Here is an 11989-nt window from a genome sequence, read left to right as displayed (position 1 = left end):
AAGCCTGAGTATGATGTCTCATAGATTAGAATTAATACAAGAAAATGATGCGCTTCATCAAATTCGCTTTACTGCGATGGCAAGTCCTTGCCAAGTGTTATTAGATCATACTGATTGGACGAGCGCAGCACATATTGCACAAGCTGTTTATGCAGAATGTTTACGCATTGAACAGAAATATAGCCGTTATCGTAATGATAGTTTTTTAGCTGCCTTGCATCGCAATACCGATTGTTGGTTTGATGTGGATGAGGAAACAGCAAAATTATTTGATTTTTCTGAAATTTTATATCAATTGTCCGAAAAAAAATTTGATATTACTTCTGGCGTACTTGGAAAAATTTGGCGTTTTGATGGTTCAGACCAAGTTCCAAGTATTGAGCAAATTAATCAGCTTTTGCCTCATATTGGTTGGGACAAAGTGAAATGGAAAAAATCTCAGAAAAAAATTTACTTACCTCAAGGAATGTCGCTCGATTTTGGTGGAATTGGTAAAGAATACGCAGTAGATCGTTGTGCAGAAATCATTGAGCAATTAAGTCAGCAAGCTTATTTGGTCAATTTTGGTGGGGATCTCAGAGCGAGAGGGCCAAGAAAATCAGGTTTGGCTTGGCGAATCGGTTTAGAAACCCCTGAGCAAAGCAATCAAGCGCAAGCCTATTTTGATTTAAATACAGGGGCTATGGCGACCAGTGGTGATAGTAAAAGATATCTGTTCAAAGATGGTGTTCGTTATAGCCATATTTTAAATCCATTAACTGGGGCTTCTATAAAAGATGCACCGCGTTCAATTACCGTTTATGCTCAAACCTGTATTCAAGCTGGCATGTTAGCGACCTTGGCAATGTTAGAAGGCGCGGGTGCAAAACAGTTCTTAGGAGAACAATCAGAGGGGCAAGCATGGATTATCGACTAAGTGGACAACGTATTTTTTTAGTTGAAGATGATCTTATGCTAGGTGAGTCTTTGTCCGAAATCTTGCAAGCTCAAGGTGCAGAGGTAAATTGGCATAAGAATGCTGAACGGGTTATGAGCTGCTTGCAAACTTCAAGCTATGACTTGATGATTTTGGATATTGGTTTACCTAAAATTTCTGGTTTTGAGTTACTTGCCCAATTACGGGAAATGCAACAAGACTTGCCTGTTCTGATTTTATCGGCACGAGACATGATTCAAGACAGAGTTTTTGGTCTTGATCTTGGTGCAGATGATTATGTTTTAAAACCTTTTGACTTATCTGAATTACTGGCAAGAGTTCGTGTTTTAATTAGACGACGTTGTGGCCGTGCGCAGACCAAAATTAAAATTGGTGAGGTTTGTTTAGATCCAAGTTCACATCAAGTTTTTTATTTAAATCAGAAAATTAGCTTATCGCGTCAAGAATATCGCTTGCTGAAGTTACTGATGGAGCATATTGGACAGGTGATCACCCGTGATCGTTTAGAAACGGCATTATTAGATAAAGATGAATTAGAAAGTAATGCTTTAGAGGTACATATCCATCATTTACGTAAAAAGCTATTTCCTGAGTTTATTCGAACCATTCGCGGTGTTGGATATTTAGTTCAAGTAGAACTGTAATGCAGAAAATATTATCGATAAAACAACAAGTTGTTAGAACAAGTTTATATGCGCTTATTCTCGCATTAGTTTTGAGTAGTATTTTAGGCTATCTTGCGACAAAACATGAAGTAAATGAGTTGTTTGACGCAACTCTAATTGATAATACCAGAATTATTAAGGGTTTAATTGATTCAGAACAGGCACATCAAAATTGGATAGATTTGCAAAAAAGCCTTGATGAAACATTACTTGAACATATATCAGTTCAGGTGATCAACGCTTCAACGGTCATGCCTATGAAAAGAAGATTGCAATTCAGGTCTGGAGTAAAGAGGGCGATTTAGTCCTTCGTTCGGCCAGTGCCCCAAATCATGCTTTAGCACCATTAAAAGAGGGATTAACACAATTTCAAGGTGGGGAATATGATTGGATGGTTTATACCGTTTGGCTGCCTAACAAAAAGAGCTGGCTTGCTGTTGCAGAGCGATTAGATATTCGAAAGGAGCTATCAACCAATATCGAAGCTAGTCTATTACTCAGTTTGATTTTTGCACTTTTTTTAGCCTTATGTTTATTAAAACTTCAACTTAAAAAAGCATTTGCACCGTTAGTGGAATTGGGTGAAAAAATTTCTCAACGCGATTTTAATGATTTAAGTGCGTTACATTTACCTCATTCGCCCGACGAATTGAAACCTGTGATAACGGAGTTAAATGATCTATTTCATCGAGTAGATTCTTCATTAGAAAGAGAAAAACATTTTTTAGCTGATGCAGCGCACGAACTAAGAACGCCACTTACTGTGATTAAATTACAAGTTGAACAAGCATTGATTCAACCTGATGCAAGAGAAATGATTTTACAGCGTTTATCTGAAAGTGTAGAGCGTAATCAGCAAGTGGTCGAACAAATGCTTTTGTTGGCACGTTTAGAAGCGGGGCAAATGTCTGTACATACTACAACTGTTATTTTTTCAGCTTTAATTCGAGAGGCAATTGCTCAACTCATGCCATTGGCATTTAAGAGAAATATTGAATTTCACCTAGATGTTGAAGAGGTGACTATCAATGGAGACTCGGCGCTTTTACTCTCGTTGCTACGTAATTTATTTGATAATGCTCTAAGGCACTCGCCAAATAATGCTGTCATTTCAGTAAAGTTATTTAAGCAAGTTCAAATGATAATTTTTGAAGTGGTTGATGCTGGAACGGGGATTGATCCAAAGTTTCTAGGTGAGGTTACCAATCGGTTTACCCAAGTTGGTGGAAGTGATGTGGGAGCTTCAGGATTAGGATTGGCAATAGTATCTAAAATTGCTCAATTACATGGTATGCGCTTAGTTCTAAATAACCATGAAACAGGTGGCTTAAGCGTGCACTTACAATGGTAGAAAACCGAAATAAACCTGATTTTTACGATGATGTAATAATTTTTATTTCAATAAATTCATTATTTAAAATGTATCATTGAATAAGAAAAAGAAGAGAGTCGATCTCTCTTCTTTGATCAATCTAGACTTTCAACAATACTAATCATGACTTCAGCACAATTTTCACGTGCGAGCCTTGCTTTAGTATATTCTTCAGAATCATAACAAGCTTGTGCAGTTGCCAAATCAGAGAATTCAATAATCACATGACGTTGAAACTGTATACCTTCCATATCGATTGATTTTCCTCCTCTAGCAAGGAATTTAGCACCATATTTTTCAAATGCTAAGGGAGCTAATGCCATATATTCTTTGTACTGTTCCATATCGTGAATGATGACATGTGCAATCCAGTAAGCAGACATTTCCTTATCCTTTTATTTTTAAATTAAAAAAACCATTTTAGTTACAGATTGAGGCATTAAGCATTCAAAATATTTTTTGCAACCGCAGCAGCTTCAGCAATATGTTCAGCCACGGCTTGTTTTGCTTTTTCAGGATCTTGGTGCAGATAAATTGCTTCGCACATATTTTTAATACGTTGGTAGCCAGAAATTTCACGCTTCGTCGATTTCATGGTCATTGCACGAAGACGACTAATCCGACCATTCAAACGTTGTACTACTTCCCAAGCAATATGATGTTTTGCAGTGGTAAAAATAGTTTCGTAAAGTTTTGAAGAGGTAGAAATAATTAAATTAATGTCATCTGCTGTAAAGGCTTGCTCAAGTTCAATCAATAATACTTTCAGCGTTTCTGTTGTTTGAGCAGTTAGGTTTTGGGTGCAATCTGCAACGGCACTTTGTTCGAGTAATAGTCGAATTTCATAAATTTGCGATGCAATTTCCCAATCCAATAATGAAACAATTGGGCCTTTATTTGGCAGAATTTCAACTAAACCTTCTGCTTCTAAATAACGAATGACTTCACGTACAACAGAGCGACTTACCCCTAATTCTTCGCACAAGCTTCTTTCGACTAATCTTTTCCCAGAAGGGAAATAGCCTGTAATGATCGCGTTACGTACTTTATTCAAACAAAGCTCACGTAAAGTCACAGGTGGATTTTCAATTTTAAGATTCATAGATGATTAATCTTTCCTGATTTTAATAAGTCAAAATTTTGTTACATGTTTCTAGCTGAAAATTAGCATACCAAACTCTTGCTTTTTTTTCATTATGTATTATGGTATACCATAATACGAATGCAAAAATAAATTCACTCGCAAGGAAATGCCATGAATCTAATCCGTAAAACAGTTCTTCATGTTGAAACGACTTATGTCGATGGCGATAAAGAAGCAACAAAACCGCTAAAAATGGTGGCTGCTGCTGCTGTGATCAATAACCCATGGGCTGGTCAGGGTTATGTCGAAAACCTAACACCTGAGATTCGCCGTATTGCTCCGATTCTAAGTGAGCATTTAACTCAACTGATTCTTGATGAAGTCGGTTCAGGTGAAGCGGTAGAAGCATTTGGTAAAAGTGCGGTCGTAGGTTTGAATGGTGAGCTAGAGCATGCATCAGCCCTCATTCATACCTTACATTTTGGAAATACATACCGTAATGCGGTTGGGGCTAAGTCTTATCTCGCTTTTAATAATACGCGTGGTCCAGCGAATGCTTCGATTCTTGTTCCAATGATGGATAAAAATGATGAAGGCCGCCGTTCTCATTATTTGACTCTTCAATTTGCAATTCCAGATGCACCTGCTGCCGATGAAATTGTGATTGTAATTGGCGCAGCGACAGGTGGACGTCCACATCATCGTATTGGCGATCGTTATCAAGATTTGGAAGAGTTAGGTCATGATCTCAAAAACCCTGCAGCTGTCAAATAATCGGATTGCTCATTATCTTGAGCAAGGAGAAGGAGAGCCTTTGGTTCTCATCCATGGTGTAGGTATGCAAGCAGCCGCTTGGTATCCACAAATCGAATATTTCTCGAAACATTATCGTGTGATTTCGGTGGATATGCCAGGTCATGGAAAAAGTACAAAACTTGCGAATGGTGCACCTTTAAAAGCATTTGTTGATTGGGCAATCGAATTTATTACAGCATTGAATCTAGGTGCGGTGAATTTGGCAGGTCATTCGATGGGTTCATTGATTACGACAGGCGTAAGCGCAACTCGTCCTGATTTAGTCAAACGAATGGCGGTGTTGAACGGTGTATACAAGCGGACCAGCCAAGCTCGTGATGCTGTCGTGAATCGTGCAGAAGAGTTAAAAACAGGTCATATTGACGTTGAAACACCACTACAACGCTGGTTTGGTAACAGTGAAGCAGAACAAATTGCTGCTGGAAAAGTCAAGTCTTGGTTGGAAAATGTGGACTTGTCTGGATATGCCACAGCATATGCGGCATTTGCATATGGCGATCAAATTTACGCAGATGACTGGAGCAAAATTCAGTGTCCAGCATTGGTTTTAACTGGAACTGATGATCCAAATTCAACAGCAGAAATGGCAGTACAAATGGCAAGCCAAGCGAGAAATGGCACCGCTATTGTGATTGAAAATGAGCGTCATATGGTGAATTTGACTGCACCAGACCAAGTAAATATTGCAATGCAGGCGTGGTTAGAAACCCAAGTCTAAATTGCCACACATTGATGAAGGAATATGACAATGAGTGAAATGGATAGTGTTAATAAAATACGCGAACTACGTGATGCCTTTGGGTCATTTATGACTGGCGTAACCGTCGTAACCACCTGTAAAGATGATGGAACACCATTAGGCTTTACTGCGAACTCTTTTGCTTCGGTGTCTTTGGACCCAGCTTTGCTGCTGGTCAGCATTGCAAAGACATCAAGCAATTATAATAACTTTGCTAATGCTTCACATTTTGCAATTAATATTTTGGCAGAAGAACAAAAGGATGTTTCGAATACTTTTGCTCGCCCAAGTGACGATCGATTTGCAAATTTAGCATGGACAAAGAGCGCATCTCATAACCCTGTCATTGATCAAGTCAGTGCTTGGTTTGATTGTACGACGTATCAAGTTGTAGATGCAGGTGATCATGCGATTTTAATTGGTAAAGTTGAAGATTTTGGTTCAGCAGGCTTTGCTGGTTTAGGGTATTACCGTGGAGCTTATTTCACACCTGCCAAATCATCTACTGATGTGATTTCGAGTATGAAAGTCATGATGATGGCATTGATTGGACATGAAAATCAGATCTTGCTTGAACAGACACAGGATCAAAAGTGGACATTGCCACATTTGATGGTTGAAAAAGACGGTGCAGAAAAAGCACTGGAAAAAATCTTTGCAGCTTATCAGCCAGAAGCCTCACCAAGCTTTATCTATTCTGTCTATGATGATGTGACCACCCAGCAGCAATATATTGCATTTTTATGTAATACCCCGATCGCACATGCAACCAAAGGTCAATTTGTTGATTTAAATGATTTAGAACAACTGACTTTTGTGGATAGCGCTTTAGAAAGTATGTTGATGCGTTATCGTAAAGAAAACCATCTCAAAACCTATGGTGTTTATTACGGTAATCAAATTAGCGGTACGGTTCGTCAAATTGTTAAAGAGGAAGTTTAACTATGCGTTTTTCATTATTTGTACACATGGAACGTGTTTCTGATCAACAAACGCAGAAGCAGCTCTATGATGAGATGATTGAACTTTGCCAGATTGCCGATCAAGGTGGTATGCATGCGATTTGGACAGGTGAACATCATGCAATGAATTTTACGATTGCACCTAATCCATTCATTAACTTAGTTGATATTGCCAATAAAACCCAAAATGTACGTTTGGGCACGGGTACAGTAGTTGCGCCATTTTGGCATCCAATTAAATTGGCAGGTGAAGCTGCTATGACGGATATTATCACCAATGGTCGTTTAGATATTGGCATTGCACGTGGTGCTTACTCGTTTGAATATGAGCGTATGGTGCCTGGTATGGATGCATGGAGTGCAGGTCAGCGTTTACGTGAAATGATCCCCGCGATTAAAAACCTGTGGAAAGGTGATTATGAGCATAATGGTGAGTTTTGGCAGTTCCCGAAAACCACTTCTGCACCTCAACCGTTACAACAACCGTATCCACCGATTTGGGTAGCAGCACGTGATCCAAATAGCCATGAATTTGCGGTGCAAAACGGCTGTAATGTACAAGTCACACCATTACATTTTGGTGATGAAGAAGTTGAAAAACTCATGGGACATTTTAATACCGCCTGTGAAAAGTTTGCTGATATTCCTCGTCCTGAAATTATGTTATTGCGTCATACCTATGTCGCTGATAGTGAGGAAGATGCTCAATTAGCAGCAGATGAAATCAATACATTCTATAACTATTTTGGCGCATGGTTTAAAAATGAGCGTGAAATTACGCAAGGTCTAATCGCGCCATTGAGTGATGAAGAAATTGCAGCTCATCCATTTTATACGCCAGAAGCCATGCGTAAAAATAATGTGATTGGTCAGGCGCAAGAAGTGATTGATCGCTTAAAAGCTTATGAAGCAATGGGTTATAACGAATATTCATTCTGGATTGATACAGGAATGAGCTTTGAGCGTAAAAAAGCATCGTTACAACGTATGATTAATGAAGTGATGCCTGCATTTGCATAGGAGAGAAGACATGACTTCTCAATTCCAGTTGTATATCAATGGTCAATTTGAGGATGGTGCTGCACAATTTGACAGCATCAATCCTGCGACAGGGCAAGTTTGGGCGAAAATGCCTGAAGCACGTACAGATGAAGTCAATCGTGCAGTTGCCGCGGCATCTCAGGCTCTGCAAGATGCAGCTTGGGCTGGTTTAACTGCCTCACAGCGTGGAAAATTGTTATATAAACTTGCTGATTTAATCGAAAAAGCTGCACCGCAACTGGCTCAATATGAAACCAGTGATACAGGCAAGATCATTCGTGAGACGTCGAGCCAAATTGCTTATGTAGCTGAATATTATCGTTACTATGCAGGAATTGCAGACAAGCTCGAAGGTAGCTATTTACCGATTGATAAACCAGATATGCAAGCATGGACCATCCGTGAACCAGTCGGTGTGATCGCTGCAATTGTTCCGTGGAATAGCCAATTATTTTTGTCTGCGGTTAAAGTTGGTCCAGCATTGGCGGCAGGTTGCAGTATTGTTCTGAAAGCCTCTGAAGAGGGACCAGCGCCTTTACTTGCTTTTGCACGTTTGGTGCATGAAGCAGGATTTCCAGCAGGTGTGGTGAATGTCATTACAGGTTTTGGCCCTGAATGTGGTGTCGTTTTATGTAGCCATCCAGACGTGGCTCATGTGGCATTTACTGGTGGTCCAGAAACAGCACGCCATATTGTGCGCAACTCTGCTCAGAACCTTGCCAAAGTCTCATTAGAGTTAGGCGGAAAATCTCCTTTTATTGTATTTGCAGATGCTGATTTACAGAGCGCAGTAAATGCACAAGTCGCAGCGATTTTTGCAGCAACAGGGCAAAGCTGTGTTGCTGGTTCACGGTTGCTGGTTGAAGACTGTATCAAAGATGAATTTGTTCAACGTTTGGTTGAGCGTGTGCAAAGTATCAAGATTGGTTTGCCTGATGATATGGCAACTGAATATGGCCCTCTGTGCACCTTGCGCCAACGTGAAAAAATTGAGCAAGTCGTTGCTCGCTCGATTCAGCAAGGGGCGAAATTATTGGCAGGTGGGAAAACGCTTGAAAGAGCAGGTTATTACTATCCACCCACAATTTTAGACTGTAGTGATGTACCACAAGCCGATTGCGTCATGACCGAGTTATTTGGTCCTGTCTTGTCTGTAGTGAGTTTTAACACTGAAGCAGACGCGATTCAAAAAGCCAACAGTACGCCTTATGGACTCGCAGCTGGTGTATTTACCAATAATTTAAGCCGTGCGCATCGTATGACCAAAGCAATTCGTTCAGGGATTGTTTGGCTGAATACCTATCGTGCTGTTTCTCCACTTGCACCTTTTGGTGGGCATGGTCTATCAGGACATGGTCGTGAAGCTGGCTCAGATGCGGTGTTGGACTATACCACCACTAAAACTGTGTGGTTGCGTACCTCAGATCAACCGATTGATGACCCTTTTGTGATGCGTTAATACATCACAACAGTCATTAGGATTTAAATTTCAGGGATGAAAAGATGACGCAGTTGAATTTCAAAATCACATAAATCTGATCAAGGCATACGTAAGATAATATTCGTTGAGCTTCAAGAGCCTCAACAAGGTTTCCTTTATCTTTTTTTGCCATTTCTTTAACCAAAGTTGATGTGATTCGTCTGTAAAACAAGAGAAATAAAGGTCAGGTCATCTGGATATGGCGCTGATCAGGCAGGTTGTGAAACCTAAGTTTACTCTCACAAATATTTGATATTGAGGAAAATGAAGTCCTCAAAGAGAGATTAAGGATATGAGCCAAAATGAAAATAGTGCTTTCGCCATTGAAAGCAATTCAATTGATTATGTTGATCCATCTCAACGTCACGGAAAAGTACGTGATCTATTCACGCTCTGGTTTTGTACCAATATTGCACCCTTAGCTGTAATTACTGGTGCAATGTCGATGCTAACGTTTAACCTCAGTTTGATCAGTGCGCTAGTGGCAATTTGTTGTGGTCATTTCTTTGGTGCTGCAATTTTAGCTTTAACTTCTGCTCAAGGACCCCAAGTCGGCATTCCCCAAATGATTCAAAGCCGAGCACAGTTTGGGCGTTATGGTGCATTACTAGTCGTATTATTTACGACACTGATTTATCTCGGTTTCTTTATTTCCAACATTATCTTGTCAGGTAAAACCTTACATACCGTCGTTCCCGCAATCCCTGTTCCAACTGCGACGGTGATTGGTGCAATTGCAGCAACCACCATTGGGGTGGTGGGTTATCATTTAATTCATAATTTTAATAAAATTGGGACATGGTTAATGGGTGGCTCATTGCTGATCGGCTTGTTGATTATGTTGCCACAAATTAATGCTGAAGTACTTGCCAAAGGCTCATTTAACCTAAAAGGTTGGTTTGCCATGTTTGGTCTATGTGCAGTTTGGCAAATTAGTTTTTCACCTTATACCTCAGACTATTCACGTTATTTACCGAAGTCGATTGGGATTTTTAAACCATTTATCTTCACTTACTTGGGCGCTTCGCTTGGAACAATCTTTGCGATGGCATTTGGTACAGTTGCGGTGAGTATTGGTTCTGGTACTGATGCGATGGAAGCGGTGAAATCGGGTACAGGTATTTTCGGTTCGATTCTGATGATTTTATTCCTTTGTAATATCATCGGTCACAATGCCATGAATTTATATGGTGCGGTTTTATCGTGTATTACTTCGATCCAAACCTTTGCAGGTCAATGGATGCCAAGTAAGAATGTCCGTATTATTTTGTCGATTATGGTCTTAATTCTCGCTACGTTTACAGCACTTTGGGCATCGAGCAACTTTATTAGCTTCTTCCTGAACGTCATTTTTGCCTTGCTATTTATTTTAGTGCCTTGGGTATCGATTAACCTATTGGATTTCTATGTGATCAATAAGAAATCTTATGATATTCAGTCGATCTTCGCACAAGATGGTGGTATCTACGGCAAATTTAATGGCAAAGCTTTAACTGCATATTTCATCGGAATCGTGGTTCAAATCCCTTTTCTGACCAATGCATTTTTTACAGGCCCATTCGCAAACGTCATTCAGGATGTGGATATTTCTTGGGTAATCGGATTGGTGGTGAGTTTTGTTGTGTACTACGTCTTTAATCTCGAAAAGATTAAATGCAGTAGCCCAGCACTCAATGTAAAAGCGCAACATTAAACATGCTTAGAATGGAATCGATGACATGAAAAAAAGTTATTTACAACTCACATTGGCAACTGCATTAACCAGTATGATTACACCAAGTTATGCAGGAATTAGTTTTGGTGACAGCAATGCCGACTCAGGCAAGTTAACGGTTTCTGGTTATGTACGTGCCAATTATCAACACAAAGATTACGGTGAACCTGCTTCAGAACATAAGATCCGTTTTGATGCTGCACAACTAAAACTTGATTATGAACGCGGCAAACTATTTGGACATGCTGAATATCGTTGTTATCAATACGATACGCTGTGTGATTTTTCAACCTTGATCGATGCATATGCAGGTTATCATTTAAATGAAACTGATCAGGTTGTGGCAGGAATGCAAGCTATTCCATTTGGATCAGGACGTTTCTGGGGCAATAGTTTGTACGGTAGTATCAATACTACAGCAGGTTTAGAAGATGTTCATAATTTAGGTTTAAACTATCATTTTGAATTGCCAAGTGCGACCAAATTTGATGTCGGTTATTTTGCGGCAGATGCAGGTCACTATGAAGGTACTACCCAAGACTCAGGTCGCTATAGTGCGAACTATGTAAGTTCTGATGACATTACCAAAAGTGATATAGAAGAGAAAAACATGTGGGTCGGACGTATTACCCAAGATATTAATCTGGGTGTAAAAGGTTTAACTACACAGGTCGGTGCTTCATATTGGACTTCAGAGATTGACAATAAAACCACATCTCAAACGGGTCGACGTAATGCGTGGGCATTATTTAGCAAAATCAATTATGGCAATCTAGGTCTGACCTTAACAGGTGGTAAAAATGATGTCACTAATAAAGACATTGTTGATGCAACTTCATCTTTGATGGGTTCATATGACGGTGAATATTATGTTGCAAACAAAGCGACTTACTATACAGCTGATCTTGGCTACACTTTTAAAGATGTTAAGCAAATTGGCAATATCACGCCGTATTTTATGCACAGTCGATACAATAAGGATTTGGCTGGTTCTCAAGATTCAATCCGTAATATCCTTGGTGTTTCAATCGACCATAAACAGATTTCTTTGGTTGCAGAATACATTATGAGTCAAAATGATCCCTTCATTGGTGGTACTGAAAAATCACTGGCGCATGGGGATGATGGTAAATGGAATAAGTTACTTAACCTAACGTTATTCTATTACTTCTAAAATCA

General features: G+C 39.6%; 13 protein-coding genes. 11 read left to right on the top strand and 2 right to left on the bottom strand.

Annotated features, from left to right (window positions below):
* Positions 1-10 precede the first annotated feature (10 nt).
* The 4 genes from F908_RS10515 to F908_RS10505 all read left to right on the top strand — a co-directional run bounded on the left by F908_RS10515 (position 11) and on the right by F908_RS10505 (position 2953).
* The gene (locus F908_RS10515; RefSeq protein ID WP_005161520.1) at positions 11-916 is read left to right on the top strand and encodes an FAD:protein FMN transferase; all 906 of its coding nucleotides are present in this window, start codon (positions 11-13) and stop codon (positions 914-916) included.
* Positions 901-1581, top strand: a complete 681-nt coding sequence (locus F908_RS10510; protein WP_004660952.1) for a response regulator — start codon at positions 901-903, stop codon at positions 1579-1581. The genes F908_RS10515 and F908_RS10510 overlap by 16 nt, the downstream gene beginning before the upstream one ends.
* A complete protein-coding gene (locus F908_RS16320; protein WP_005161517.1) occupies positions 1581-1907 on the top strand; it encodes a hypothetical protein in 327 nt (108 codons plus the stop codon). The genes F908_RS10510 and F908_RS16320 overlap by 1 nt, the downstream gene beginning before the upstream one ends.
* Positions 1908-1993: 86 nt before the next feature.
* Positions 1994-2953 carry an ATP-binding protein gene (locus F908_RS10505; protein WP_005161515.1) on the top strand — a complete coding sequence of 320 codons (960 nt, stop codon included), beginning with the start codon at positions 1994-1996 and terminating at the stop codon, positions 2951-2953.
* A gap of 116 nt (positions 2954-3069) precedes the next feature.
* Here the strand turns inward: F908_RS10505 and F908_RS10500 are convergent, their stop codons facing one another.
* Positions 3070-3357, bottom strand: coding sequence for a DUF1330 domain-containing protein (locus F908_RS10500; protein ID WP_005161511.1), 288 nt, complete (start codon positions 3355-3357; stop codon positions 3070-3072).
* Positions 3358-3413: 56 nt separating this feature from the next.
* A complete protein-coding gene (locus F908_RS10495) occupies positions 3414-4076 on the bottom strand; it encodes a GntR family transcriptional regulator (RefSeq protein ID WP_005161509.1) in 663 nt (220 codons plus the stop codon).
* 153 nt (positions 4077-4229) lie between these two features.
* Here F908_RS10495 and F908_RS10490 point away from each other — a divergent pair, with 153 nt between their 5' ends.
* From F908_RS10490 to F908_RS10460, 7 genes are all read left to right on the top strand, one after another.
* Entirely contained in the window at positions 4230-4832 is a 603-nt protein-coding gene (locus F908_RS10490) for an amino acid synthesis family protein (protein ID WP_005161507.1), read from the top strand.
* Positions 4801-5592, top strand: coding sequence for an alpha/beta fold hydrolase (locus tag F908_RS15970; protein WP_005161504.1), 792 nt, complete (start codon positions 4801-4803; stop codon positions 5590-5592). Before F908_RS10490 ends, F908_RS15970 begins: the two co-directional genes overlap by 32 nt.
* A 30-nt stretch (positions 5593-5622) precedes the next feature.
* A complete protein-coding gene (gene tgnA / locus F908_RS15965; protein WP_004660963.1) occupies positions 5623-6555 on the top strand; it encodes a flavin-dependent trigonelline monooxygenase reductase component in 933 nt (310 codons plus the stop codon).
* Between the two features lie 2 nt (positions 6556-6557).
* Positions 6558-7595: a flavin-dependent trigonelline monooxygenase oxygenase component gene (gene tgnB / locus F908_RS10475; protein WP_005161501.1), complete on the top strand. Its 1038-nt coding sequence runs from the start codon at positions 6558-6560 to the stop codon at positions 7593-7595.
* Positions 7596-7605: 10 nt separating this feature from the next.
* Complete coding sequence (tgnC, locus tag F908_RS10470) at positions 7606-9075, top strand: (Z)-2-((N-methylformamido)methylene)-5-hydroxybutyrolactone dehydrogenase (protein WP_005161500.1); 1470 nt, start codon at positions 7606-7608, stop codon at positions 9073-9075.
* Positions 9076-9388: 313 nt separating this feature from the next.
* Positions 9389-10789, top strand: coding sequence for a purine-cytosine permease family protein (locus F908_RS10465; protein ID WP_005161499.1), 1401 nt, complete (start codon positions 9389-9391; stop codon positions 10787-10789).
* 25 nt (positions 10790-10814) lie between these two features.
* Positions 10815-11984 carry a hypothetical protein gene (locus tag F908_RS10460; RefSeq protein ID WP_005161498.1) on the top strand — a complete coding sequence of 390 codons (1170 nt, stop codon included), beginning with the start codon at positions 10815-10817 and terminating at the stop codon, positions 11982-11984.
* The last annotated feature ends 5 nt before the right edge of the window (positions 11985-11989 follow it).

The sequence above is a fragment of the Acinetobacter sp. NIPH 284 genome, assembly GCF_000369425.1.
Classification (GTDB): domain Bacteria; phylum Pseudomonadota; class Gammaproteobacteria; order Pseudomonadales; family Moraxellaceae; genus Acinetobacter.
The sequence above is the reverse complement of the archived record's forward strand: the minus strand, read 5'-3'. Positions and strand labels throughout refer to the sequence as shown.

Bases quoted from the DNA above. Each gene is read 5' to 3' on its own strand.
- F908_RS10490 (WP_005161507.1), top strand. From the start codon at position 4,230: ATGAATCTAATCCGTAAAACAGTTCTTCATGTTGAAACGACTTATGTC.
- tgnC (WP_005161500.1), top strand. From the start codon at position 7,606: ATGACTTCTCAATTCCAGTTGTATATCAATGGTCAATTTGAGGATGGT.
- F908_RS10500 (WP_005161511.1), bottom strand. From the start codon at position 3,357: ATGTCTGCTTACTGGATTGCACATGTCATCATTCACGATATGGAACAG.
- tgnA (WP_004660963.1), top strand. From the start codon at position 5,623: ATGAGTGAAATGGATAGTGTTAATAAAATACGCGAACTACGTGATGCC.
- F908_RS15970 (WP_005161504.1), top strand. From the start codon at position 4,801: ATGATCTCAAAAACCCTGCAGCTGTCAAATAATCGGATTGCTCATTAT.
- F908_RS10495 (WP_005161509.1), bottom strand. From the start codon at position 4,076: ATGAATCTTAAAATTGAAAATCCACCTGTGACTTTACGTGAGCTTTGT.
- tgnB (WP_005161501.1), top strand. From the start codon at position 6,558: ATGCGTTTTTCATTATTTGTACACATGGAACGTGTTTCTGATCAACAA.
- F908_RS10510 (WP_004660952.1), top strand. From the start codon at position 901: ATGGATTATCGACTAAGTGGACAACGTATTTTTTTAGTTGAAGATGAT.
- F908_RS10460 (WP_005161498.1), top strand. From the start codon at position 10,815: ATGAAAAAAAGTTATTTACAACTCACATTGGCAACTGCATTAACCAGT.
- F908_RS10465 (WP_005161499.1), top strand. From the start codon at position 9,389: ATGAGCCAAAATGAAAATAGTGCTTTCGCCATTGAAAGCAATTCAATT.
- F908_RS16320 (WP_005161517.1), top strand. From the start codon at position 1,581: ATGCAGAAAATATTATCGATAAAACAACAAGTTGTTAGAACAAGTTTA.
- F908_RS10515 (WP_005161520.1), top strand. From the start codon at position 11: ATGATGTCTCATAGATTAGAATTAATACAAGAAAATGATGCGCTTCAT.
- F908_RS10505 (WP_005161515.1), top strand. From the start codon at position 1,994: ATGGTTTATACCGTTTGGCTGCCTAACAAAAAGAGCTGGCTTGCTGTT.